Source organism: Streptomyces sp. NPDC058674 (genome assembly GCF_042716505.1).
GTDB lineage: Bacteria > Actinomycetota > Actinomycetes > Streptomycetales > Streptomycetaceae > Streptomyces.
The window spans coordinates 15,136-38,767 of the sequence record NZ_JBHXSC010000051.1; the positions used below are offsets into that span (position 1 = coordinate 15,136).

Genomic DNA, 23,632 nt, shown 5'->3' on the forward strand with positions numbered 1-23,632 from the left:
AGCGCCCGAATCCGGCCTCCCGCAGGCCCCACCAGCCACGTAACGTGTCAACCAGCCCCCGGGACACCCCCGGACCGCGTCGAAAGCGAGGCAGCACCCCATGCCCCAGCAGAGCCCCCTCGATGTCCCCGAGGGCGACCCGTTCGGGCCGCACAACCTCCCCTACGGCGTCTTCTCGACGGCCGGCGAGGACCGCCGCCGGATCGGCGTGCGCATCGGCGGGCACGTGCTCGACGCGGGGGCGGCCGCCGCCGCGCTCGGTTCCCCGTACGCCGGGCTGCTCGGACAGCCCTCCCTCAACCCGCTGCTGGCCGCCGGGCGCACCGCCTGGCGCGACGTGCGCCGCGCCCTGACCGCCTGGGTGACCGACCCCGGCCACCGGCCCGCCGTGGAGCCGCACCTGCTGCCGCTGGACGCGGTGGAGCTGCACCTGCCGTACGAGGTCGCCGACTACGTCGACTTCTACGCGAGCGAGCACCACGCGACCAACGTGGGCAGGATCTTCCGGCCGGACGGGGACGCACTGACCCCCAACTGGAAGCACCTGCCCATCGGTTACCACGGCCGGTCGGGCACCGTCGTCGTCTCGGGCACGGACGTCGTACGGCCCCGCGGCCAGCGCAAGGCCCCCGCCGACCCGGCGCCCGTCTTCGGTCCGTCCGTCAAGCTCGACATCGAGGCCGAGGTCGGCTTCGTCGTCGGCGCCCCCTCCGAGCTGGGCCGCCCGGTGGCGCTGGGCGACTTCGAGGACCACGTCTTCGGCCTCTTCCTGCTCAACGACTGGTCGGCGCGCGACATCCAGGCCTGGGAGTACGTGCCGCTGGGCCCCTTCCTCGGCAAGTCCTTCGCCACCTCCGTCTCCGCGTGGGTCACCCCGCTGGAGGCCCTGGACGCGGCCCGCACCGCCCCGCCCGCCCGGGACTTCCCGCTCCTGCCCTACCTCGACGACGCGGGCAGCGACCGGCCCGGCGGCTTCGACCTCCACATCACCGTCTCCATCAACGGGCAGGAGGTCTCGCGGCCGCCGTTCGCCTCGATGTACTGGACGGCCGCCCAGCAGCTCGCGCACATGACCGTCAACGGCGCCTCCCTGCGCACCGGTGACGTCTACGGCTCCGGCACCGTCAGCGGCCCGGAGGTGGACCAGCGCGGCTCCCTGCTGGAGCTCACCTGGAACGGCCGCGACGCGATCGAGCTCCCCGGCGGCAAGCGGACGTTCCTGGAGGACGGGGACACCGTCACCCTCACCGCCTGGGCCCCGGGCCCCGACGGCACCCGCGTGGGCCTCGGCGAGGTCACCGGACGCATCACCGGCTCCCGCTAGCGGACGCGGGGCCCGGACGGGGCGCGGGCGCCGGACGGCGGCGCGGGCCGCGCCGGGCGCTCGACGCCCCGTCACCCGACACCCCGTCACGCGGGCCGCGCACCCCCTTCGGGCGCGGCCCGCGTGCGGCGCGCCCGGGGGCCCGCGATGGTGGACGGACGCATCGGGAACCCGTACCCGGTACCCCACCCCGAGGAGCCGCCATGCCCGTACACAGCCTGAAGGCCGTTCTCGCCTGCGCCGCCGCCGTGTCGCTCGGCCTGGTCGCCGTGGCCCCGGCCCACGGCGTCGAGGGGCCCGCGCCCGACCCGCGCAATCCCCGGGCGATGAAGGACATGGCGACGGCGATCCGGGCGACGGCCCGGTACGCGGACGAGCGGGAGGCCCTCAGGGCCGGGTACGTCCCGAAGGGCGAGAGCTGCATGACCAACCCGTTCGGGGCCGGCGCCATGGGCTACCACTACGTCAAGCAGGCCAACTGGGGCTCGAAGGACCCCGCGAAGCCGACCGCGCTCCTCTACAGCACCGAGAAGGACCGCAACGGCCGCCGCACGCTCCAGGCCGTGGAGTGGATGTCCACCGACCGGGACCAGGACCTGAAGACCGCCGACGACCGGCCCGGCATGTTCGGGCTGCCCTTCGACGGGCCCATGCCGGGCCACTGGGCGGGCATGCCCAAGCACTACGACCTGCACATGTGGGCGTACAAGAAGAACCCGGCCGGCCTCTTCCACAACTGGAACCCCGCGCTGACCTGCCCCAAGAAGACCCCGGCGGCGGGCGGCTCCGGACACGCGCACGGGCACTAGCCCGCGCCCGCCGCGGCCGTCAAGTGCTTCCCGCATATGACTCACCCGAAGGGGCGGCGTGCCGCGGATTCCCGGCGATACGCTGGTCACACTCGCAAGACTCCGCCTCATGGGAGCACTGATGAGCGTCGAATCCGCAGCGCCGCAGCCTGTACCGGAGCCAGGGCCTTGCTGGCCGATCCCGCCGGCAGGCGGCTGGACTGCCGACGACCTGGACGCGCTTCCGAATCTGCCTCCGCACACGGAGCTGATCGACGGGAGCCTGATCTTCGTGAGTCCGCAAACCCGCTTTCACTGGCGCGCGGTCAGTTTCCTCGAAAGTCGGCTGCGATCCGCAGCCCCGGAAGGCCTGGAGGTCATGCGGGAGTTCACCATCGACATCGATCGTCACAATCGGCCCGAACCGGATGTGATCGTCGTACCGGAGGAGCCCTACGAGGATCTGGATCAGACGCGTCTTCCTGCGGAATCCGTTCGGCTCGCCATCGAAGTCGTGTCCCCCGAATCGGTCTCCCGTGATCGCGAGACCAAGCCCTTGAAGTACGCCCGGGCAGGGATCGCCCACTTCTGGCGCGTGGAGAACAAGGACGGCCGGGCCGTGGTCTACGTCTACGAACTCGATCCCGCCACCCGGACATACGTCGCCACCGGGATCTTCCACGACCGCCTGAAGGTCTCCGTCCCCTTCCCCGTCGATCTGGATCTCACCGCCATCACGCCGAAGCGCGGGCGCCCCGGGTAAGCCGCAGGGCCCGACCCCCCGAAGGGGGCCGGGCCCTGCGCCGTACCGGGGCGGGTCAGCGGACGAACGTGCTCGCCTGCCCGGCCAGTTCCAGGAAGTACTGCGGGGCGACGCCCAGCACCAGCGTGACCGCGACGCCCACCGCGATGGTCGTCATCGTCAGCGGCGAGGGGACGGCCACCGTCGGGCCGTCGGCCTTCGGTTCGCTGAAGAACATCAGCACGATCACCCGGATGTAGAAGAACGCGGCGATCGCGGACGAGATCACGCCCACCACGACCAGCACCCCGGCGCCGCCCTCCGCAGCCGCCTTGAACACGGCGAACTTGCCGGTGAAGCCCGACGTCAGCGGAATGCCGGCGAAGGCCAGCAGGAACACCGCGAAGACCGCCGCCGTCAGCGGCGAACGCCGCCCGAGGCCGGCCCACTTGGACAGGTGCGTGGCCTCGCCGCCCGCGTCGCGCACCAGCGTGACCACCGCGAAGGCGCCGATCGTCACGAAGGAGTAGGCGCCCAGGTAGAAGAGGACGGACTTGACGCCCTCCGCCGAGGTCGCGATCACGCCGGCCAGGATGAAGCCCGCGTGCGCGATCGAGGAGTACGCGAGCAGCCGCTTGACGTCCGTCTGGGTCACGGCGATCACCGCGCCCGCCAGCATCGTGACGATCGCGACTCCCCACATCACCGGCCGCCAGTCCCAGCGCAGCCCCGGCAGGACCACGTACAGGAGGCGCAGGAGGGCGCCGAAGGCGGCCACCTTCGTCGCCGCCGCCATGAACCCGGTGACCGGGGTCGGGGCGCCCTGGTAGACGTCCGGGGTCCACATGTGGAAGGGGACCGCGCCGACCTTGAAGAGCAGGCCCGTCAGGATCAGCGCGCCGCCGATGAGCAGCAGCACGTCGTTGCCCATGGTGGCGGCCAGCGCGGGGTCGACCGCCGTGACGGTGCCGTCGACCACGTCGGCGATCACGGCGTACGAGACCGAGCCCGCGTACCCGTAGAGCAGCGCGATGCCGAAGAGGAGGAAGGCGGAGGAGAAGGCGCCCAGCAGGAAGTACTTGACCGCGGCCTCCTGCGACATCAGCCGCTGGCGGCGGGCGACGGCGCAGAGCAGGTACAGCGGGAGGGAGAAGACCTCCAGGGCGATGAACAGCGTCAGCAGGTCGTTGGCCGCCGGGAAGATCAGCATCCCGGCGACCGCGAACAGGGCCAGCGGGAAGACCTCGGTGGTGGTGAAGCCCGCCTTCACGGCGGCCTTCTCGCTCTCGCTGCCCGGTACGGACGCCGCCTGGGCGGCGAAGGAGTCGACCCGGCTGCCGTGGGCCGCCGGGTCCAGGCGGCGCTCGGCGAAGGTGAACACCGCCACGACCGAGGCCAGCAGGATGGTGCCCTGCAGGAAGAGCGCCGGGCCGTCGACGGCGATGGCGCCCATCGCCGCGACGTGCGCCTTGCCGCTTCCGTACCCGCCGGCGGCGAGCCCCACGACGGCCGCGAAGGCCGCGGCCAGCGCGGCGACGGCGAGGAACACCTGCACGGGGTAGCGGGCCTTGCGGGGGACGAAGGCCTCGACGAGGATTCCCACGATCGCCGCGCCCACCACGATCAGCGTGGGCGCGAGCTGCGCGTATTCGATGACCGGCGCCGGAATCCGGTCGACCGGTCCGTCGGCCGCCAGGGTGAACAGGCTCCGGGCAGCGGTTTCTGTGCTCACTTCGCCGCCTCCACTTCCGGCTTCGGGTCGGTCTGCTTCACGTCCGACATGGTGTGCTGCACCGCCGGGTTGACGATGTCGGTCAGCGGCTTGGGGTACACGCCCAGCCCGATCAGGAGCACGATCAGGGGCGCGACCACCAGGACCTCGCGCAGGCGCAGGTCCGGCATGGTGCGGACCTCCTCCTTCACGGGGCCGGTCATCGTGCGCTGGTAGAGCACCAGCGTGTAGAGCGCGGCGAGCACGATGCCGGTGGTGGCGATGATCCCGACGACCGGGTACCGGGCGAAGGTGCCGACCAGGACGAGGAATTCACTGACGAAGGGCGCCAGGCCCGGCAGCGAGAGGGTGGCGAGGCCGCCGATCAGGAAGGTGCCGGCGAGGACCGGGGCCACCTTCTGCACACCGCCGTAGTCGGCGATGAGCCGCGAGCCGCGCCGGGAGATCAGGAAGCCGGCCACCAGCATCAGGGCCGCCGTCGAGATGCCGTGGTTGACCATGTAGAGCGTCGCACCGGACTGGCCCTGGGAGGTCATCGCGAAGATGCCCAGGACGATGAAGCCGAAGTGCGAGATCGAGGCGTAGGCGATGAGCCGCTTGATGTCCCGCTGTCCGACCGCGAGCAGCGCGCCGTAGACGATGCTGATCAGGGCCAGGACCAGGACCACCGGCGTGGCCCACTTGCTGGCCTCGGGGAAGAGCCCGAGGCAGAAGCGGAGCATCGCGAAGGTGCCGACCTTGTCGACGACCGCGGTGATCAGGACGGCGACCGGGGCGGTGGCCTCGCCCATCGCGTTCGGCAGCCAGGTGTGCAGCGGCCACAGCGGGGCCTTCACCGCGAAGGCGAAGAAGAAGCCGAGGAACAGCCACCGTTCGGTGTTGGTCGCCATGTCGAGCGTGCCCGCGGCGCGGGCGGCGGTGATCTCCTGGAGCGAGAAGTTCCCGGCGACCACGTAGAGCCCGATGACGGCGGCGAGCATGATCAGGCCGCCGGCCAGGTTGTAGAGGAGGAACTTGACCGCCGCGTACGAGCGCTGCGCGGCCGCGTTCTGCTCGGACCCGCCCGCCGCGTCAGCGGCTGATCGAGAGGAAGTGGCCCGGTCGCCGAAGCCGCCGATGAGGAAGTACATCGGGATGAGCATGGCTTCGAAGAAGATGTAGAAGAGGAAGACGTCGGTCGCCGCGAAGGAGATGATCACCATCGCCTCGACCATGAGGATCAGGGCGAAGAAGCCCTGGGTCGGCCGCCAGCGCAGGTTTTTGGTCTCCTTGGGGCCTCCCGTGCTCGAAGAGCTCGGGGACGGGTCGGCGTCGTGCCAGCCGGCGAGGATGATGAACGGCATCAGGACCGCGGTGAGCGCGATCAGCGCCACCCCGATGCCGTCGACCCCGAGCTCGTAGCGGACCCCGAAGTCGGCGATCCAGCTCCGGGACTCGGTCAGCTGGTAGCGCTCGCCGCCGGGCTCGAAGCGGACCGCGACGAGCACGGCCAGGGCCAGGGTCGCCAGCGAGAACAGCAGCGCGAGCCACTTGGCGGCGGTCCTGCGGGCGGCCGGAACGGCCGCCGTGAGGATCGCGCCGACCGCGGGCACCGCCGCCGTCACCGTCAGAAGCGGGACATTCATCTCACACCGCCCTCATCAGCAGGGTCGCGGCGATCAGGATCGCCGTGCCCCCGAACATCGAGACCGCGTAGCTGCGGGCGTAGCCGTTCTGGAGCTTGCGCAGCCGGCCCGACAGCCCGCCGACGCCGGCGGCCGTACCGTTGACCACCCCGTCGACCAGGCTGTGGTCCACGTACACGAGGGAGCGGGTCAGGTGCTCCCCGCCGCGCACCAGCACGACGTGGTTGAAGTCGTCCTGGTAGAGGTCCCGGCGGGCGGCCCGGGTGAGGACGGAGCCGCGCGGGGCGACCACCGGGACGGGCTTGCGTCCGTACATCGACCAGGCGAGCGCGACACCGACGGCCAGGACCGCCATGGTGGCCGCGGTCACCGTCAGGGCGCTGACCGGCGGGTGGCCGTGCTCGTAACCGGTCACGGGCTCCAGCCAGTTGAGGAACCGGTCGCCGATCTCGAAGAACCCGCCGGCGAAGACCGACCCGAACGCGAGGACGATCATCGGGATGGTCATGGACCTCGGGGACTCGTGCGGGTGCGGCGCGTTCCCCTGTGCGTCGGGCTGCCAGCGCTTCTCGCCGAAGAAGGTGAGGAGCATGACGCGGGTCATGTAGAAGGCGGTGATGCCGGCGCCCAGCAGGGTGACCCCGCCGAGGATCCAGCCCTGGGTGCCTCCCTTGGTGAAGGCGGCCTCGATGATCATGTCCTTGGAGAAGAAGCCGGACAGACCGGGGAAGCCGATGATCGCCAGGTAGCCGAGGCCGAAGGTCACGAAGGTGACCGGCATGTACGTGCGCAGGCCGCCGTACTTGCGCATGTCGACCTCGTCGTTCATCCCGTGCATCACGGAACCGGCGCCGAGGAAGAGGCCCGCCTTGAAGAAGCCGTGCGTGACCAGGTGCATGATCGCGAAGACGTAGCCGATCGGGCCGAGGCCCGCGGCGAGGATCATGTAGCCGATCTGCGACATCGTCGACCCGGCGAGGGCCTTCTTGATGTCGTCCTTCGCGCAACCGACGATCGCACCGAAGAGCAGCGTGACCGCGCCCACGACGGTGACCACCAGCTGGGCGTCGGGCGCCCCGTTGAAGACGGCGCCCGAGCGGACGATGAGGTACACGCCGGCGGTGACCATGGTGGCGGCGTGGATCAGGGCCGAGACCGGGGTCGGGCCCTCCATCGCGTCGCCGAGCCAGGACTGCAGCGGCACCTGCGCCGACTTGCCGCAGGCGGCCAGCAGGAGCATCAGCCCGATCACCGTCAGGGTGCCCTCGGAGGTCTCGCCGACGGAGGCGAAGACCGGTCCGAAGGCGAAGGTGCCGAAGGTGGTGAACATCAGCATGATCGCGATCGACAGGCCGATGTCGCCGACGCGGTTGACCAGGAAGGCCTTCTTCGCGGCGGTGGCGGCGCTGGGCTTGTGCTGCCAGAAGCCGATCAGGAGGTACGAGGCGAGGCCGACGCCCTCCCAGCCGAAGTACAGCAGCAGGTAGTTGTCGGCGATGACGAGCAGCAGCATCGCCGCGACGAACAGGTTGAGGTAGCCGAAGAAGCGGCGGCGGCGCTCGTCGTGCTCCATGTACCCGATCGAGTACACGTGGATGAGCGTGCCCACCCCGGAGATCAGCAGGACGAAGGTCATCGACAGCTGGTCCAGCTGGAAGGCGATGTCGGCCTGGAAGCCCTCCACCGGAATCCAGCTGAACAGGTACTGGCGCAGGGTCCGGTCCTCGGCCCCGCGGCCCAGCATGTCCGTGAACAGGGTGGCGCCGATGCCGAAGGAGACGGCCGCGAGCAGGGTGCCGATCCAGTGGCCGGCCTTGTCCAGGCGCCGGCCGCCGCAGAGCAGCACCACCGCTCCGAGCAGGGGCGCGGCCACCAGCAGCGCAATCAGATTCTCCACGTGAACGCCCCTTACAGCTTCATCAGGCTGGCGTCGTCGACCGAGGCCGAGTGGCGGGTACGGAACAGCGACACGATGATCGCGAGGCCCACCACGACCTCCGCGGCGGCGACGACCATCGTGAAGAACGCGATGATCTGGCCGTCGAGGTTGCCGTGCATGCGGGAGAAGGCGACGAAGGCGAGGTTGCAGGCGTTGAGCATCAGCTCGACGCACATGAACAGCACGATCGCGTTCTTGCGGATCAGCACGCCGGACGCGCCGATCGTGAACAGCAGGGCCGCCAGGTAGAGGTAGTTGACGGGATTCACTTCGAGGCCTCCTCACGGCCGAGGCGCTCCGAGGACTGCTGCTCCAGGGCCTTGAGGTCGTCCAGCGCCTCGGCGGAGACGTCCCGGATCTGGCCGCGGGCGCGGAGCGTCTTGCTGACCGTCAGCTCGGACGGGGTGCCGTCCGGCAGCAGGCCGGGGACGTCCACCGCGTTGTGCCGGGCGTAGACGCCGGGGGCGGGGAGCGGCGGGAGCTGGACGCCGCCCCGCACGCGCCGCTCGGCCAGTTCGCGCTGGGTGGCGGCCCGCTCGGTGCGCTCGCGGTGGGTGAGCACCATCGCGCCGACGGCCGCGGTGATCAGCAGCGCGCCGGTGATCTCGAAGGCGAAGACGTACTTGGTGAAGATCAGCTGGGCCAGGCCCTCGACGTGGCCGCCGGAGTTGACCCGGCCGAGCCCGTTGAAGTGGGTGAGCCGGGCGTTGCCGATGCCGGCGATCAGCAGGATGCCGAAGCCGAGCCCGCACAGGGCGGCCAGCCAGCGCTGCCCCTTGATGGTCTCCTTGAGGGAGTCGGCGGCGGTGACGCCGACGAGCATGACCACGAAGAGGAAGAGCATCATGATCGCGCCGGTGTAGACGACGACCTGGACGACGCCCAGGAAGTAGGCCCCGTTGGCGAGGTAGAAGACCGCCAGGATGATCATCGTCCCGGCCAGGCTCAGCGCGCTGTGCACGGCCTTCTTCATGAGGATCGTCGCGAGGGCGCCGACGACGGCGACGGTGCCGAGGATCCAGAACTGCACGGCCTCACCGGTCGAGGTGAGCGAGGTGGCCGCGGCGGCGATGGCGCTCATGCCCCGGCCTCCCCGTGTGCGGCGGCCGGCGCGGCGTCCTCGGTCCGCGCACCGGCCGGGACCTCGCCCTTGGAGACCGCCACCTGCCGGACCGTGCCCGGGGCGGCGCCCGTCACCAGTCCGCGGTAGTAGTCCGTGTCCTGCGTACCGGGGAAGACCGAGTGCGGTGCCTCGACCATGCCCTCGGTGAGGCCGGCGAGCAGCTGCTCCTTGGTGTAGATCAACGACTCGCGGCTGGAGTCGGCCAGTTCGAACTCGTTCGTCATGGTCAGCGCCCTCGTCGGGCACGCCTCGACGCACAGTCCGCACAGGATGCAGCGGGCGTAGTTGATCTGGTAGACCGCTCCGTACCGCTCACCCGGGGAGTAGCGCTCCTCCTCGGTGTTGTCCGCGCCCTCCACGTAGATCGCGTCGGCGGGACAGGCCCAGGCGCATAGTTCGCACCCGATGCACTTCTCCAGACCGTCCGGGTGCCGGTTGAGCTGATGCCGTCCGTGGAAGCGCGGGGCGGTGGTCTTCTGCTGCTCCGGGTACTGCTCGGTGAGGCGCTTCTTGAACATGGCCTTGAAGGTCACGCCGAAGCCCGCCACCGGGTTCTGCCACTTGTCGTCGGACATCTCTCAAGCCTCCTCTCGGTCACTGTCGGAATGCGTCCCGCCGCTGGCGATGAGCTCCTTCTCGCTGCGGGACCTGCGGCGCGGTACGGGTGCCAGGTGCTGGCCGGGCTTGGGCGGTACGGGGAATCCGCCCGCCAGCGGGTCGAAGGGCTCGGCGTCGTGGACGGCCTTCTCCGCGGCGGCCTTCTCGCGCTTGTCGCGGAAGACGTCCACGACGAAGGAGAGCAGCAGGATCGCCACGACGGCGCCGCCGACGTAGAGCACGATCTCGCTGAAGTCGTAGGCCTCGTTGCGCAGTGCCCGGACGGTGGCCACCAGCATCAGCCAGACCACGGAGACCGGGATCAGCACCTTCCAGCCGAGCTTCATCAGCTGGTCGTAGCGCACGCGCGGCAGCGTGCCGCGCAGCCAGATGAAGAAGAAGAGGAGGAGCTGCACCTTGAGTACGAACCAGAGCATCGGCCACCAGCCGTGGTTCGCGCCCTCCCAGTACGTGGAGATCGGCGCCGGGGCCCGCCAGCCGCCCAGGAAGAGGGTGACGGAGACCGCGGAGACGGTGACCATGTTGACGTACTCGGCGAGCATGAACAGCGCGAACTTGATCGACGAGTACTCGGTGTTGAAGCCGCCGACGAGGTCGCCCTCGGACTCCGGCATGTCGAAGGGGGCCCGGTTCGTCTCCCCGACCATCGTGATGACGTAGATGATGAAGGAGACCGGCAGCAGGATGATGTACCAGCGGTCCGCCTGGGCTTCGACGATCGCCGAGGTCGACATCGACCCGGAGTAGAGGAAGACCGAGGCGAAGGCCGCGCCCATCGCGATCTCGTACGAGATCATCTGCGCGCAGGAGCGCAGGCCGCCGAGGAGCGGGTAGGTCGAGCCGGAGGACCAGCCGGCCAGCACGATGCCGTAGATGCCGACCGAGGCCACCGCGAGGATGTAGAGCATCGCGATCGGCAGGTCGGTCAGCTGCATCGTGGTGCGCTGGCCGAAGATGGAGACCTCGTTGCCCGCGGGCCCGAAGGGGATCACCGCGATGGCCATGAAGGCCGGGATCGCCGCGATGATCGGGGCCAGCACGTAGACGACCTTGTCGGCGCGCTTGACGATCAGGTCTTCCTTCAGCATGAGCTTCACGCCGTCGGCGAGGGACTGGAGCATGCCCCAGGGGCCGTGCCGGTTGGGGCCGATGCGCAGCTGCATCCAGGCGACGACCTTGCGCTCCCACACGATGGAGAACAGCACGGTCACCATCAGGAAGGCGAAGCAGAACACCGCCTTGACGACGACGAGCCACCAGACGTCGCGGCCGAAGAGGGAAAGGTCCTCCGCGGCGATCTGTACCGCGTTCACGCGCCCACCTCCGCAGTGCTGTCGCCCGCGACGGCCGGGGTCGCCGGGCCGATGCGTACGAGGGTGCCCGGGCGGGCACCCGTGTCGGCGAGGACGCCGGAGCCGGTGGAGTTCAGCGGGAGCCAGACCACCCGGTCGGGCATCTCGGTGATCCGCAGCGGCAGCCGGACCGTCCCGGCCGGGCCGGTGACGGCGAGGACGTCGCCGCTCTTGACCCCGGTCTCGGCGGCCGTGGCGGCCGACAGCCGGGCGGCGGCCTCGTGCCGGGTCCCGGCCAGGGCCTCGTCCCCGTCCTGGAGCAGACCCTGGTCCAGGAGCAACCGGTGGCCCGCCAGGACCGCCTCGCCGGCTCCGGGGCGGGGCAGTGGCACCGTGTCGGTGGCCTGCTCGGCCGCGAGCTCCCCCTCCCACGGTCCGAGCCGCTCCAGCTCCCGGCGTACGGCGTGCACGTCGGGCAGGGCGATGGGCCGGTCGGCCGCGTCGGCCAGCATGTGCAGCACGCGGGAGTCGGCGGGGGCCAGGCGCCGGGTCATCTGGTCGGGCTTGAGGGCGGCTTCGAACGGGCGGACCCGGCCCTCCCAGTTGATGAACGCGCCCGCCTTCTCGGCGACCGCGGCGACGGGGAACACCACGTCCGCGTGGTCGGTGACCTCTCCGGGCCGCAGCTCCAGCGAGACCACGAAGGCCTCCTTGAGGGCCAGGCGCGCGCGGGCCGGGTCGGGCAGGTCGGTGACCTCCACGCCGGCGACCACCAGGGCGGCCAGCTCGCCCGAGGCCGCGGCCTCGACGATCTGGCCGGTGTCGCGGCCGTAGCGGTGCGGGAGTTCGTCCAGGCCCCACGCGGTGGAGACCTCGTCGCGGGCCCGCGGGTCGGTGGCCGGCCGGCCGCCGGGCAGCAGGGACGGCAGCGCCCCCGCCTCGACGGCGGCCCGCTCCCCGGCCCGGCGCGGGGTCCACACCAGCTTGGCGCCGGTGGCGGTGGCGGCCCGTACCGCGGCGGTCAGCGCGCCGGGCACCCCGGCGAGCCGCTCCCCGACGACGATGACGGCGCCGGGCTCGCGCAGCGCGTCGGCGGCGGCGGCGCCGCCGGCCTCCAGGCCGCTGCGGGTGGCCAGCGCGTCGAGCCACGCGGGCTCGGTGCCGGGGGCGGCGGCCAGCAGGGTGCCGCCCGCCTTGGCCAGGCCCCGGGTCGCGAAGGGGGCCAGGGCGAAGGTCCGCTGCTTGTGCCTGCGGTGGGCCTTGCGCAGCCGCAGGAAGACGCCCGGGGCCTCCTCCTCGGCCTCGATGCCGGCGAGCAGGACCGCGGGCGCGGCCTCCAGCGAGGTGTACGTGACCCCCGTGCCGTCGAGGTCCTTGCCGGTGCCGGCCACGGAGGCGGCCAGGAAGTCGGCCTCCTCCGCGCTGTGCACGCGGGCCCGGAAGTCGATGTCGTTGGTGTCGAGCACCACCCGGGCGAACTTGGCGTACGCGTAGGCGTCCTCGACGGTGAGCCGGCCGCCGGTCAGCACGCCGGCCCGGCCGCGCGCACCGGCCAGCCCGTTCGCCGCGGCCTCCAGGGCCTCGGGCCAGCTCGCCGGGGCCAGGACCCCGTCGGTGCCGCGCACCAGCGGGGTGGTGAGCCGGTCCGGGCGCTGGGCGTAGCGGAAGCCGAAGCGGCCCTTGTCGCAGAGCCACTCCTCGTTGACCTCCGGGTCCTCGGCGGCCAGGCGGCGCAGCACCTTGCCGCGCCGGTGGTCGGTCCGGGTCGCGCAGCCGCCCGCGCAGTGCTCGCACACGCTCGGGGAGGAGACGAGGTCGAAGGGGCGGGAGCGGAACCGGTAGGCGGCCGAGGTCAGGGCGCCGACGGGGCAGATCTGGATGGTGTTGCCGGAGAAGTACGACTCGAAGGGGTCCCCTTCGCCGGTGCCGACCTGCTGGAGGGCGCCGCGCTCCAGCAGCTCGATCATCGGGTCGCCCGCGATCTCGTTGGAGAAGCGGGTGCAGCGCGCGCACAGCACGCACCGCTCGCGGTCGAGCAGCACCTGGGTGGAGATCGGTACGGGCTTCTCGTACGTGCGCTTGCGGCCCTCGAAGCGGGACTCGGCGTTGCCGTGCGACATGGCCTGGTTCTGCAGCGGGCACTCGCCGCCCTTGTCGCAGACCGGGCAGTCCAGCGGGTGGTTGATGAGCAGCAGCTCCATCACCCCGCGCTGGGCCTTGTCGGCGACCTGGGAGGTCAGCTGGGTCTTGACGACCATGCCGTCGGTGCAGGTGATCGTGCAGGAGGCCATCGGCTTGCGCTGGCCCTCGACCTCGACGATGCACTGGCGGCAGGCGCCGGCCGGGGAGAGGAGGGGGTGGTCGCAGAAGCGGGGGATCTCGATGCCGAGCTGTTCGGCGGCCCGGATCACCAGGGTCCCCTTGGGCACCGACATCTCGATGCCGTCGATGGTCAGGGACACTGTGTCCTCGGGCGGTACCGCTGCCTCGCCGCCACCGGCGGGAGTGTGAGTGGTGACGGTCATGCGTTCACCTCCGTGTCAGCCCAGAGGGTCGACTTGCTGGGGTCGAAGGGGCAGCCCTTGCCCGTGATGTGCTGCTCGTACTCCGCGCGGAAGTACTTGAGCGAGGAGAAGATCGGGCTGGCGGCGCCGTCCCCGAGCGCGCAGAAGGACTTGCCGTTGATGTTGTCGGCGATGTCGTTCAGCTTGTCGAGGTCCGACATGACGCCCTTGCCGGCCTCGATGTCGCGGAGCAGCTGGACCAGCCAGTACGTGCCTTCGCGGCAGGGCGTGCACTTGCCGCAGGACTCGTGGGCGTAGAACTCGGTCCACCGGGTCACGGCCCGCACCACGCAGGTGGTCTCGTCGAAGCACTGGAGCGCCTTGGTGCCGAGCATCGAGCCGGCCGCGCCCACCCCCTCGTAGTCGAGGGGCACGTCCAGGTGCTCGTCGGTGAACATCGGGGTGGAGGAGCCGCCGGGGGTCCAGAACTTCAGCCGGTGCCCGGGGCGCATCCCGCCGCTCATGTCGAGGAGCTGGCGCAGGGTGATGCCGAGGGGGGCCTCGTACTGGCCGGGGCCGGAGACGTGCCCGGAGAGCGAGTACAGGGTGAAGCCGGGGGACTTCTCCGTCCCCATGGACTTGAACCAGTCCTTGCCCCTGTGCAGGATCGCGGGGACGGAGGCGATGGACTCGACGTTGTTGACCACGGTGGGGCAGGCGTAGAGCCCCTCGACGGCGGGGAAGGGCGGCCGCAGCCGGGGCTGGCCGCGCCGGCCTTCGAGGGAGTCGAGCAGTGCCGTCTCCTCGCCGCAGATGTAGGCGCCCGCTCCCGCGTGGACCGTGATGTCGAGGTCGATCCCGCTCCCGAGGATGTCCTTGCCGAGGTAGCCGGCCTCGTACGCCTCGCGCACCGCCTCGTGGAGGCGGCGCAGGACCGGTACGACCTCGCCTCGCAGGTAGATGAAGGCGTGCTGCGAGCGGATCGCGTAGCAGGCGATGATCATTCCCTCGATGAGGGAGTGCGGGTTGGCGAAGAGGAGCGGGATGTCCTTGCAGGTCCCCGGCTCCGATTCGTCGGCGTTGACGACGAGGTAGTGGGGCTTCCCGTCGCCCTGCGGGATGAACTGCCACTTCATCCCGGTGGGGAAGCCGGCGCCGCCGCGGCCGCGCAGGCCGGAGTCCTTGACGTAGGCGATGAGGTCGTCGGGGGTCATCGCGAGGGCCTTGCGCAGGCCCTCGTAGCCCTCGTGCCGGCGGTAGGTCGCCAGCGTCCAGGACTGCGGGTCGTCCCAGAAGGCCGACAGGACGGGCGCGAGGAGCTTCTCCGGACTCGTGCCGTGCCCGGCGTCCGACCGGGGGGCACCCCCGTTGCCCAGCTCGGAGGACACGGTCATCACTCCCCTCCCTCGGTGGTCGCCTCGCCACGCGGGTGCACGATCGAGGTGTGCGGGGTCTCGCCGCGGGCGATGCGCAGCCCGATGAGGGACGCGGGGCCGGCGCCGCCGGTGGCCTCCACCGCGCCCTCGCGCTCGTCCGGGAACCCGGCGAGGATGCGGGCCGTCTCCTTGTACGTGCACAGCGGTGCGCCCCGGGTCGGCTCGACCGGGCGGCCGGCCAGCAGGTCGTCGACCATGGCCTTGGCGGACGCGGGGGTCTGGTTGTCGAAGAACTCCCAGTTGACCATCACGACGGGGGCGAAGTCGCAGGCCGCGTTGCACTCGATGTGCTCCAGCGTGACCTTGCCGTCCGGGGTGGTCTCGTTGTTGCCGACCCCGAGGTGCTCCTTGAGCTCCTCGAAGATGGCGTCGCCGCCCATGACGGCGCACAGGGTGTTCGTGCAGACGCCGACCTGGTAGTCCCCGGAGGGCTTGCGCCGGTACATGGTGTAGAAGGTCGCGACCGCGGTGACCTCGGCGGTGGTCAGGCCCAGCACCTCGGCGCAGAAGCGGATGCCGGTGCGCGAGACGTACCCCTCCTCCGCCTGCGTGAGGTGCAGCAGCGGCAGCAGCGCGCTGCGGCTGTCGGGATAGCGGGCGATGACGTCGGCGGCGTCCGCCGCGAGCCGTTCGCGCACCTGTGCCGGGTAGTCGGGGGCGGGCAGCTGCGGCATGCCCAGTTGGATGTCGGTCATCGGTCGACGCCTCCCATCACGGGGTCGATGGAGGCGACGGCGACGATGACGTCGGCGACCTGGCCGCCCTCGCACATCGCGGCCATGGCCTGCAGGTTGGTGAAGGACGGGTCGCGGAAGTGGACCCGGTAGGGGCGGGTGCCGCCGTCGGAGACGACGTGGACGCCGAGCTCGCCCTTGGGCGACTCGACGGCCGCGTAGGCCTGTCCGGCGGGTACCCGGAAGCCCTCGGTCACCAGCTTGAAGTGGTGGATGAGGGCCTCCATGGAGGTGCCCATGATGTTCTTGATGTGGTCGAGCGAGTTGCCGAGGCCGTCCGGGCCCATGGCGAGCTGCGCGGGCCAGGCGATCTTCTTGTCGGCGACCATGACCGGGCCCGGCTCCAGCCGGTCCAGGCACTGCTCGACGATCCGCAGGGACTGGCGCATCTCCTCAAGGCGGATCAGGAACCGCCCGTACGAGTCGCACGTCTCGGTGGTCGGGACGTCGAACTCGTAGGTCTCGTACCCGCAGTACGGGTCCGACTTGCGCAGGTCGTGCGGCAGGCCGGCGGAGCGCAGGACCGGTCCGGTGGCGCCGAGCGCCATGGCTCCGGTGAGGTCGAGGTAGCCGACGTCCTGCATGCGGGCCTTGAAGATGGGGTTGCCGGTGGCGAGCTTGTCGTATTCCGGCAGGTTCTTCTTCATGGTCTTCACGAACTCGCGCAGCTGGTCGACCGCGCCCGGGGGCAGGTCCTGGGCCAGGCCGCCGGGGCGGATGAACGCGTGGTTCATGCGCAGGCCCGTGATCAGCTCGAAGATGTCGAGGATCAGCTCGCGGTCGCGGAAGCCGTAGATCATGATCGTGGTCGCGCCCAGCTCCATGCCGCCGGTGGCGATGCACACCAGGTGGGAGGAGAGCCGGTTGAGCTCCATCAGGAGCACGCGGATCACGGTGGCGCGGTCCGGGATCTGGTCGGTGATGCCGAGCAGCTTCTCGACGCCGAGGCAGTAGGCCGTCTCGTTGAAGAACGGCGTGAGGTAGTCCATGCGCGTCACGAAGGTGGTGCCCTGCGTCCAGTTCCGGAATTCGAGGTTCTTCTCGATGCCGGTGTGCAGGTAGCCGATTCCGCAGCGGGCCTCGGTGACCGTCTCGCCGTCGATCTCCAGGATCAGGCGGAGCACCCCGTGGGTGGAGGGGTGCTGGGGACCCATGTTGACGACGATCCGCTCGTCGTCCGCGCGGGCCGCCGACTGGACGACCTCGTCCCAGTCGCCGCCGGTGACGGTGTAGACGAGGCCTTCGGTGGTCTCCCGGGAGGAGGCGTGTGAAGTGGACATCAGCTGTACGACCTCCGCTGGTCGGGAGCCGGGATCTGGGCGCCCTTGTACTCGACGGCGATGCCGCCGAGCGGGTAGTCCTTGCGCTGCGGGAAGCCCTGCCAGTCGTCCGGCATCATGATCCGGGTGAGGGCGGGGTGCCCGTCGAAGACCAGGCCGAAGAAGTCGTAGGTCTCGCGCTCGTGCCAGTCGTTGGTCGGGTAGACCGCCACCAGCGAGGGGACGTGCGGGTCGCTGTCCGGCGCTGACACCTCCAGCCGCACGATCCGCCCGTGGGTGAGCGAGCGCAGGTGGTAGACGGCGTGCAGCTCGCGGCCCTTGTCGCCGGGGAAGTGCACGCCGGAGACTCCGGTGCACAGCTCGAAGCGCAGGGCCGGGTCGTCGCGCAGGGTGGAGGCCACGGGGACGAGGTGCTCGCGGGCGATGTGGAAGGTGAGCTCGCCCCGGTCGACCACCGTCTTCTCGATGGCGTTGCCGGGGACCAGGCCCTGCTCCTCCAGGGCGCCTTCGAGCTCGTCGGCCACCTCGTCGAAGTAGGAGCCGTACGGGCGGCTGCTCGCGCCGGGCAGGGCCACGGTGCGGACCAGTCCGCCGTAGCCGCTGGTGTCGCCGCCGGCGGCGGCTCCGAACATGCCCGTGCGGACGCCGATGACCTCGGGTCCCAGACCCCTCGGCGCGGGGACGCTGCCGCCGCCGTCGCCGCCGTTGCTGCCGTTCTCCGGCTCTCGGGTCTCGCTCACCGGAGCAGCCCCTTCATCTCGATGGTGGGGAGTGCCTTGAGGGCCGCCTCCTCCGCCTCGCGGGCGGCCTCTTCCCGGTTCACGCCGAGCTTGCCGCCCTGGATCTTCTGGTGGAGCTTGAGGATCGCGTCCATCAGCATCTCGGGGCGCGGCGGGCAGCCGGGCAGGTAGATGTCCACCGGGACGATGTGGTCGACGCCCTGGACGATCGCGTAGTTGTTGAACATGCCGCCCGAGGACGCGCAGACCCCCATGGAGATGACCCATTTCGGAGCGGGCATCTGGTCGTACACCTGCCGCAGTACGGGCGCCATCTTCTGGCTGACCCGGCCGGCCACGATCATGAGGTCGGCCTGGCGCGGGGAGCCGCGGAAGACCTCCATTCCGAAGCGGGCCAGGTCGTACCGGCCCGCTCCGGTGGTCATCATCTCGATGGCGCAGCAGGCGAGGCCGAAGGTCGCGGGGAAGACGGATGACTTGCGCACCCACCCCGCCGCCTGTTCGACGGTGGTCAGCAGAAAGCCGCTCGGCAGCTTCTCTTCCAGTCCCATGGAAAATTCAGCCCCTCAGTCCCATTCCAGGCCGCCGCGGCGCCACACGTAGGCGTAGGCGACGAAGACGGTGAGCACGAAGAGCAGCATCTCGACGAGCCCGAAGATCCCCAGGGAGTCGAAGGTGACGGCCCAGGGGTAGAGGAAGACAACCTCGATGTCGAAGACGATGAAGAGCATCGCCGTCAGGTAGTACTTGATCGGGAAGCGACCGCCGCCGGCCGGCATCGGAGTCGGCTCGATGCCGCACTCATACGCTTCAAGTTTTGCCCGGTTGTACCGTTTTGGGCCGATCAGCGTGGCCATGACCACGGAGAAGATCGCAAACCCTGCGCCGAGGGCGCCGAGCACGAGGATGGGCGCGTACGCATTCACGCTCCTCGCTCCTTCCAGTCGTCCTTGACCGTTGGACCGCCGCCGGCGCCGCGTGGACCGCCTCGCCAAGATCGTGCACATGTGAGGCAGTTCACAAGCCGGACTGCTGCGCATCTTATGCCTGCTCGTCTGTGATCTGCGACACGGGGGGCGACAACGAGTTTGTGATCTCCACCACCAGACGAACGATCATGAAGTCCGATGAGTGGTGATCTTCATACGTGAAGCATCCAGACGGTTACCAAAGGTGACATCCGACTGCGTTACCGCAGGTAGGAGGACATGCGCTCTATCAAACGGTGGCCAGTGCAGGCAAATTGGCCACGTGGTGGCGCGGATGCTAGGGGGATCACCGTCCCCCGGGCGGGGGAGCTCACGCGTACCGAGGTGGACGCGGGGCGCAAGCGGGGCAGAACGGACCGCCGGCCGCGTGCATCGGTTCACGAACTCCCCGGCGGCTTCACGGCGGGGCCGCAACGGGGCCGCGGCGTCCGCACGGCGGGGCGATGCTGTGACCTGCGTCACGGTGAATTGCCGCCTCCGAAAGGGGGCTTGGCCAACTGTCCGGGGTGATGGTAGTCCGTGGATCAATTCGGACTTATTACAGAAACCACATGATCACAGCCCTGTGACGGTGTGTCCGATTAGCCCGTTACGGCGTCAATAAGAGCGTCGGCGGGCCGGGTTAGCGGCCCTCGCGCACAACTGTGGCGCACCCCACGATTCTTGAAGGGAACCCTGATGTCCTGATAGCGGTTGTCCTCATGTCCCACACCGCTCACATACCCAGCCACCGGAAGCCCCGCCGCAGCGCCTCGAAGCTCGCGGTCCGCGCCGGAGTTGCCGGTGGCGTCCTCAGCACCCTGGCCATGGCCGGCACCGCGAGCGCGTCCCCGTCCGCAGAGCCCGTGGCCGAGACGACGCTCGAAATGCCGGTCCTCAACCTGGACCTGGGCGCCGACGTCTCCACCGCCGTCACCACCGCGGCCGAGAACACCCGCCTCGCCGCCGTCGAGGGCGAACTGACCGCCCAGGAGGAGAGCGCCCGCACCGGCGCCGCCGCCGAGGCGAAGAAGGCCAAGGAAGAGGCCCAGCAGAAGGCCGACGGCGAGAAGAAGCTGAAGGAGGAGGCGGACCGCAAGGCCGAGGCCGAGCGCGCCACCCGCAACGCCGCCCGCTCCTCGCTCGCCACCGTCTCGGCCCCCGCGTCCGACTCGGGCTCGGGCACGGTGTCCAAGTCCGGCTCCGGCCAGAGCTCCACCCCCGCCAAGGGCACCGGCACCGTCACCGCCCCGGCCACCGGCTCCGCCGCGGCCATCGTGAACTTCGCCCGCGCGCAGGTCGGCAAGGCGTACGTGATGGGCGGCACCGGCCCGTCCTCGTTCGACTGCTCCGGCCTCGTGCAGGCCGCCTACCGCCAGGCCGGGGTCACCCTGCCCCGCATGTCCCAGGCGCAGTCCTCCTACGGCACCTCGGTGTCCCTGAGCGCCCTGCAGCCTGGCGACATCCTGTACTGGGGCGCCAAGGGCAGCGCGTACCACGTCGCCCTCTACGTCGGCGGCGGCAAGTTCGTCGGCGCGCAGAACTCCGGCACGGGCATCGTGGAGCGCCCCATGAGCTACGACAAGCCCACGGGCGCCGTCCGCGTCCTCTGAGCCGTACTCCGGGCGCCCGCGCGCCCGGAAGGGCCGGTACTCCCCCGCTCGGGGGTGGAGTACCGGCCCTTCGGCGTGCACGGGGCGTGCCCTGCGAAGACGGAGGCGGCTCGTCCGGTCATACCGGCGCTGTGCAAGGCCGCCGAGGAGCTTCCCGGCTCGCCGAAAGTGAAGATCGTCAACGTGTGACGGCCCCCGGCCCCGCGTCGCGAGCCGGGCCGCTCGCTCGACTGCCCGGCGAGCGGCCCGGCCTCGGCCGGTCAGGCTCGGGGGGCCACCTTCGAGAGGCCGTTGATGATGCGGTCCATCGCGTCGCCGCCCGTCGGGTCGGTCAGGTTGGCCAGCATCTTCAGCGTGAACCGCATCAGCACCGGGTGGGTCAGGCCGCGCTGCGCGGCGACCTTCATGACCTTCGGGTTGCCGATCAGCTTCACGAAGGCGCGGCCCAGCGTGTAGTAGCCGCCGTAGGTCTCCTTGAGGACCTTCGGGTAGCCGTGCAGGGCCAGCTCGCGCTGGGCCGGGGTGGCCCGGGCGTGCGCCTGGACGATGACGTCGGCCGCGATCTGGCCCGACTCCATCGCGTAGGCGATGCCCTCGCCGTTGAACGGGTTGACGAGGCCGCCGGCGTCGCCGACGAGCAGCAGGCCCTTGGTGTAGTGCGGCTGCCGGTTGAAGGCCATCGGCAGGGCCGCGCCGCGGATCGGCTGCGTCATGTTCTCGGGCGTGTAGCCCCAGTCCTCCGGCATGGAGGCGCACCAGGCCTTGAGGACCTCGCGCCAGTCCAGCTCCTTGAAGGCGGAGGAGGAGTTGAGGATGCCGAGGCCGACGTTGGAGGTGCCGTCGCCCATCCCGAAGACCCAGCCGTAGCCGGGCAGCAGCCGGTCCTGCGCGCCGCGCCGGTCCCACAGCTCCAGCCAGGACTCCAGGTAGTCGTCGTCGTGCCGGGGCGAGGTGAAGTACGTGCGGACGGCGACGCCCATGGGGCGGTCCTCGCGCCGGTGCAGGCCCATCGCGAGGGACAGCCGGGAGGAGTTGCCGTCGGCCGCCACGACCAGCGGGGCGCTGAAGGTGACCGGGGTCTTCTCCTCGCCCAGCTTGGCCTGCACACCGGTGATGTGGCCGGTGCGCGGGTCGCGCACCGGCTCGCCGACGTTGCAGCGCTCGTACAGCCGCGCGCCCGCCTTCTGGGCCTGGCGGGCGAGGGTCTCGTCGAAGTCGTCGCGCTTGCGGACCAGTCCGTAGTCCGGGAAGGAGGCGAGTTCCGGCCAGTCGAGCTGGAGCCGCTGGCCGCCGCCGATGATCCGCAGGCCCTTGTTGCGCAGCCAGCCGGCCTCCTCGGAGATGTCGATGCCCATGGCGACCAGCTGCTTGGTGGCGCGCGGCGTCAGGCCGTCACCGCACACCTTCTCGCGGGGGAACGCGGTCTTCTCCAGGAGCAGGACGTCCAATCCGGCCTTGGCGAGGTAGTACGCGGTGGTCGAGCCGGCGGGCCCGGCCCCGACGACGATCACGTCCGCGGAGTGTTCGGAGAGGGGCTCGGTCACTGCGGGGTCTCCCGAAGGCTCGATAAAGGGTGCCCAAAGGCACCGGACATGTGCAGTCTATGCAGCGAGAGAGATCGCGATCCGAAGGGTGCCTCCGATGACCACCTCGCCGACCCGGCCGCTTCCCACCGTGCAGCTGCGCGTGCCCACCGACGAGGACGCCCGTGCCTGGCACCGGGTCTTCGACGACCCGGAGGTCATGGAGTTCCTCGGCGGGCCCGCCGAGCTGTCCGTGTACGAGGAGCTCACCGCCCGCCAGCGGCTGCACGACGCCCGGCTGGGCTTCTGCCTGTGGACCCTGCTGGACGGGGAGGGCGCGGTGATCGGTTTCACCGGTGCGCAGCCGTGGCCCGAGGAGAAGGCGTGGGGGCCGGTCGGGGAGATCGAGATCGGCTGGCGGCTCGGACGTTCCGCGTGGGGCAAGGGGTACGCGTACGCGGCCGCGCTGGCCACCGTGGAGCGGGTCCGCGAGGCGGGGCTCCGACAGGTGGTCGCGATGGTCAACGACGACAACGCGCGCTCGGTCGCGGTGGCGGAGCGGCTGGGCATGACCCTGGCGGAGCGGTTCCTGCTGCCGAACGGCGTCCGGTACGCCCGCCGCTACGTGCTGGAGCTGGCGCCCGAAGCGGGGTGAGTCCCCTCGGCCGGGGCCGGGGGCTGGGGGGCCGGGGGCCGGGCCGTGGGCCGTTGGCCGTGGGCCCTCAGAACACCGACAGGCCCGTCAGGGTCGTGAAGCGGTCCAGGGCCGCCACGCCCGCCACCGAGTTGCCCTGCGCGTCCAGGCCGGGGCTCCACACCGCCAGGGTGCACTGACCGGGGACGACCGCGACGATGCCGCCGCCGACGCCGCTCTTGCCCGGCAGTCCGACGCGGTAGGCGAACTCGCCCGCGGCGTCGTACGTCCCGCAGGTCAGCATCACGGCGTTGATCTGCTTGGCCTCGCTGCGCGTCAGCAGTCGCGAACCGTCCGCGCGCAGTCCGTGCCGGGCCAGGAGGCTGCCCGCGCGGGCCAGGTCGGCGCAGCTCATCTCGATGGAGCACTGCCAGAAGTAGTGTTCCAGCAGGGCGGGCACCGGATTGTCGATGTTCCCGTACGAGGCCATGAAGTGGGCGACGGCGGCGTTGCGGTCGCCGTGCTCCTGCTCGGAGGCGGCCACCTCGGCGTCGAAGCCGAGGTCCGGGTTGCCGCTCTCCTGCCGCAGGAAGTCGAGGAGTTCGCTGCTGGCGTCGCCGGTCAGGCTCAGCAGCCGGTCGGTGACGACGAGCGCGCCCGCGTTGATGAACGGGTTGCGCGGGATGCCGTTCTCGTACTCCAGCTGCACCAGGGAGTTGAAGGGGTTGCCGGAGGGCTCCCGGCCCACCCGCTCCCACAGGCTGTCGCCGCCCCCGGCCAGGGCGAGGGCGAGCGCGAAGACCTTGGTGATGGACTGGGTGGAGAAGGGGACCTGCCAGTCCCCCACCCCGAAGACGTTCCCGTCGAGGTCGGCGAGCGCCATCCCGAACTGCCGGGGGTCCACGGACGCGAGCGCCGGTATGTACTCGGCGGGCGTCCCGCTGCCGACCAGCGGGGCGATGTCCCGCGCGATCTGCTCCAGCAGCGTCGCGTAGTCGAAGGGCGCGGCGTCCACGG

21 protein-coding genes are annotated in these 23,632 nt (G+C 70.7%); 5 read left to right on the forward strand and 16 right to left on the reverse strand.

Translation table 11 applies throughout. The features are described from left to right. Window positions 1-100 precede the first annotated feature (100 nt). The 3 genes from fahA (at window position 101) to ACFWU6_RS23815 (ending at window position 2,875) form a co-directional block, all read left to right on the forward strand. A complete protein-coding gene (gene fahA / locus ACFWU6_RS23805) occupies window positions 101-1,324 on the forward strand; it encodes a fumarylacetoacetase (RefSeq protein ID WP_383807662.1) in 1,224 nt (407 codons plus the stop codon). A gap of 203 nt (window positions 1,325-1,527) precedes the next feature. Continuing rightward, complete coding sequence (locus ACFWU6_RS23810; protein ID WP_383807659.1) at window positions 1,528-2,133, forward strand: hypothetical protein; 606 nt, start codon at window positions 1,528-1,530, stop codon at window positions 2,131-2,133. 121 nt (window positions 2,134-2,254) lie between these two features. Then, window positions 2,255-2,875 carry a Uma2 family endonuclease gene (locus ACFWU6_RS23815; protein ID WP_383982951.1) on the forward strand — a complete coding sequence of 207 codons (621 nt, stop codon included), beginning with the start codon at window positions 2,255-2,257 and terminating at the stop codon, window positions 2,873-2,875. Between the two features lie 55 nt (window positions 2,876-2,930). Here ACFWU6_RS23815 and nuoN read toward each other — a convergent pair whose 3' ends face one another. Genes nuoN through ACFWU6_RS23885 form a run of 14 tightly spaced genes read right to left on the reverse strand, consistent with a single transcriptional unit; the run spans window position 2,931 to window position 18,803 of the window. Further along, entirely contained in the window at window positions 2,931-4,586 is a 1,656-nt protein-coding gene (gene nuoN / locus ACFWU6_RS23820) for an NADH-quinone oxidoreductase subunit NuoN (RefSeq protein WP_383807653.1), read from the reverse strand. Next, entirely contained in the window at window positions 4,583-6,211 is a 1,629-nt protein-coding gene (locus tag ACFWU6_RS23825) for an NADH-quinone oxidoreductase subunit M (RefSeq protein WP_383982953.1), read from the reverse strand. Before ACFWU6_RS23825 ends, nuoN begins: the two co-directional genes overlap by 4 nt. Window position 6,212: 1 nt before the next feature. Next, window positions 6,213-8,108: an NADH-quinone oxidoreductase subunit L gene (gene nuoL / locus ACFWU6_RS23830; RefSeq protein WP_383982955.1), complete on the reverse strand. Its 1,896-nt coding sequence runs from the start codon at window positions 8,106-8,108 to the stop codon at window positions 6,213-6,215. A gap of 11 nt (window positions 8,109-8,119) precedes the next feature. Then, window positions 8,120-8,419 (reverse strand): NADH-quinone oxidoreductase subunit NuoK, encoded by a 300-nt coding sequence (gene nuoK, locus ACFWU6_RS23835; RefSeq protein ID WP_008738417.1) that lies wholly within the window; start codon window positions 8,417-8,419, stop codon window positions 8,120-8,122. Continuing rightward, on the reverse strand, window positions 8,416-9,231 hold the full coding sequence (locus ACFWU6_RS23840; protein ID WP_383807641.1) for an NADH-quinone oxidoreductase subunit J: 816 nt from the start codon (window positions 9,229-9,231) through the stop codon (window positions 8,416-8,418). The genes nuoK and ACFWU6_RS23840 overlap by 4 nt, the downstream gene beginning before the upstream one ends. Beyond that, the gene (gene nuoI / locus ACFWU6_RS23845) at window positions 9,228-9,848 is read right to left on the reverse strand and encodes an NADH-quinone oxidoreductase subunit NuoI (protein WP_383807638.1); all 621 of its coding nucleotides are present in this window, start codon (window positions 9,846-9,848) and stop codon (window positions 9,228-9,230) included. The genes ACFWU6_RS23840 and nuoI overlap by 4 nt, the downstream gene beginning before the upstream one ends. 3 nt (window positions 9,849-9,851) lie before the next feature. Then, complete coding sequence (nuoH, locus tag ACFWU6_RS23850) at window positions 9,852-11,204, reverse strand: NADH-quinone oxidoreductase subunit NuoH (RefSeq protein ID WP_383807635.1); 1,353 nt, start codon at window positions 11,202-11,204, stop codon at window positions 9,852-9,854. Beyond that, entirely contained in the window at window positions 11,201-13,708 is a 2,508-nt protein-coding gene (locus tag ACFWU6_RS23855) for an NADH-quinone oxidoreductase subunit G (protein WP_383807632.1), read from the reverse strand. Before ACFWU6_RS23855 ends, nuoH begins: the two co-directional genes overlap by 4 nt. Further along, complete coding sequence (gene nuoF, locus ACFWU6_RS23860; protein ID WP_383982957.1) at window positions 13,705-15,081, reverse strand: NADH-quinone oxidoreductase subunit NuoF; 1,377 nt, start codon at window positions 15,079-15,081, stop codon at window positions 13,705-13,707. Before nuoF ends, ACFWU6_RS23855 begins: the two co-directional genes overlap by 4 nt. Further along, a complete protein-coding gene (gene nuoE, locus ACFWU6_RS23865; RefSeq protein ID WP_383807626.1) occupies window positions 15,081-15,818 on the reverse strand; it encodes an NADH-quinone oxidoreductase subunit NuoE in 738 nt (245 codons plus the stop codon). Before nuoE ends, nuoF begins: the two co-directional genes overlap by 1 nt. Next, window positions 15,815-17,137 (reverse strand): NADH-quinone oxidoreductase subunit D, encoded by a 1,323-nt coding sequence (locus tag ACFWU6_RS23870; protein ID WP_383807623.1) that lies wholly within the window; start codon window positions 17,135-17,137, stop codon window positions 15,815-15,817. Before ACFWU6_RS23870 ends, nuoE begins: the two co-directional genes overlap by 4 nt. Continuing rightward, window positions 17,137-17,877: an NADH-quinone oxidoreductase subunit C gene (locus ACFWU6_RS23875; RefSeq protein ID WP_383807620.1), complete on the reverse strand. Its 741-nt coding sequence runs from the start codon at window positions 17,875-17,877 to the stop codon at window positions 17,137-17,139. Before ACFWU6_RS23875 ends, ACFWU6_RS23870 begins: the two co-directional genes overlap by 1 nt. Then, complete coding sequence (locus ACFWU6_RS23880; RefSeq protein WP_030162005.1) at window positions 17,874-18,428, reverse strand: NADH-quinone oxidoreductase subunit B family protein; 555 nt, start codon at window positions 18,426-18,428, stop codon at window positions 17,874-17,876. The genes ACFWU6_RS23875 and ACFWU6_RS23880 overlap by 4 nt, the downstream gene beginning before the upstream one ends. Before the next feature lie 15 nt (window positions 18,429-18,443). Then, window positions 18,444-18,803, reverse strand: coding sequence for an NADH-quinone oxidoreductase subunit A (locus tag ACFWU6_RS23885; protein ID WP_030010013.1), 360 nt, complete (start codon window positions 18,801-18,803; stop codon window positions 18,444-18,446). A 764-nt stretch (window positions 18,804-19,567) separates the two neighbouring features. Here ACFWU6_RS23885 and ACFWU6_RS23890 point away from each other — a divergent pair. Further along, window positions 19,568-20,458: a C40 family peptidase gene (locus ACFWU6_RS23890; protein WP_383807615.1), complete on the forward strand. Its 891-nt coding sequence runs from the start codon at window positions 19,568-19,570 to the stop codon at window positions 20,456-20,458. 260 nt (window positions 20,459-20,718) lie between these two features. On the opposite strand, the gene ACFWU6_RS23895 is transcribed toward ACFWU6_RS23890, so the two are convergent. Further along, entirely contained in the window at window positions 20,719-22,002 is a 1,284-nt protein-coding gene (locus ACFWU6_RS23895; RefSeq protein WP_383807612.1) for a geranylgeranyl reductase family protein, read from the reverse strand. 97 nt (window positions 22,003-22,099) lie between these two features. Between ACFWU6_RS23895 and ACFWU6_RS23900 the strand changes: the two genes are divergently transcribed. Then, window positions 22,100-22,636 carry a GNAT family N-acetyltransferase gene (locus ACFWU6_RS23900; RefSeq protein WP_383982959.1) on the forward strand — a complete coding sequence of 179 codons (537 nt, stop codon included), beginning with the start codon at window positions 22,100-22,102 and terminating at the stop codon, window positions 22,634-22,636. Window positions 22,637-22,703: 67 nt separating this feature from the next. Here ACFWU6_RS23900 and ACFWU6_RS23905 read toward each other — a convergent pair whose 3' ends face one another. Beyond that, entirely contained in the window at window positions 22,704-23,630 is a 927-nt protein-coding gene (locus ACFWU6_RS23905) for a glutaminase (protein WP_383807607.1), read from the reverse strand. Window positions 23,631-23,632: the final 2 nt, after the last annotated feature.

What these genes read in the sequence shown, in the direction of transcription:
- ACFWU6_RS23890 (WP_383807615.1), top strand. Translation starts at nt 19,568, where the DNA reads ATGTCCCACACCGCTCACATACCCAGCCACCGGAAGCCCCGCCGCAGC.
- ACFWU6_RS23810 (WP_383807659.1), top strand. Translation starts at nt 1,528, where the DNA reads ATGCCCGTACACAGCCTGAAGGCCGTTCTCGCCTGCGCCGCCGCCGTG.
- ACFWU6_RS23870 (WP_383807623.1), bottom strand. Translation starts at nt 17,137, where the DNA reads ATGTCCACTTCACACGCCTCCTCCCGGGAGACCACCGAAGGCCTCGTC.
- ACFWU6_RS23840 (WP_383807641.1), bottom strand. Translation starts at nt 9,231, where the DNA reads ATGAGCGCCATCGCCGCCGCGGCCACCTCGCTCACCTCGACCGGTGAG.
- ACFWU6_RS23855 (WP_383807632.1), bottom strand. Translation starts at nt 13,708, where the DNA reads ATGACCGTCACCACTCACACTCCCGCCGGTGGCGGCGAGGCAGCGGTA.
- ACFWU6_RS23815 (WP_383982951.1), top strand. Translation starts at nt 2,255, where the DNA reads ATGAGCGTCGAATCCGCAGCGCCGCAGCCTGTACCGGAGCCAGGGCCT.
- fahA (WP_383807662.1), top strand. Translation starts at nt 101, where the DNA reads ATGCCCCAGCAGAGCCCCCTCGATGTCCCCGAGGGCGACCCGTTCGGG.
- nuoF (WP_383982957.1), bottom strand. Translation starts at nt 15,081, where the DNA reads ATGACCGTGTCCTCCGAGCTGGGCAACGGGGGTGCCCCCCGGTCGGAC.
- nuoI (WP_383807638.1), bottom strand. Translation starts at nt 9,848, where the DNA reads ATGTCCGACGACAAGTGGCAGAACCCGGTGGCGGGCTTCGGCGTGACC.
- ACFWU6_RS23900 (WP_383982959.1), top strand. Translation starts at nt 22,100, where the DNA reads ATGACCACCTCGCCGACCCGGCCGCTTCCCACCGTGCAGCTGCGCGTG.
- ACFWU6_RS23880 (WP_030162005.1), bottom strand. Translation starts at nt 18,428, where the DNA reads ATGGGACTGGAAGAGAAGCTGCCGAGCGGCTTTCTGCTGACCACCGTC.
- ACFWU6_RS23825 (WP_383982953.1), bottom strand. Translation starts at nt 6,211, where the DNA reads ATGAATGTCCCGCTTCTGACGGTGACGGCGGCGGTGCCCGCGGTCGGC.
- nuoE (WP_383807626.1), bottom strand. Translation starts at nt 15,818, where the DNA reads ATGACCGACATCCAACTGGGCATGCCGCAGCTGCCCGCCCCCGACTAC.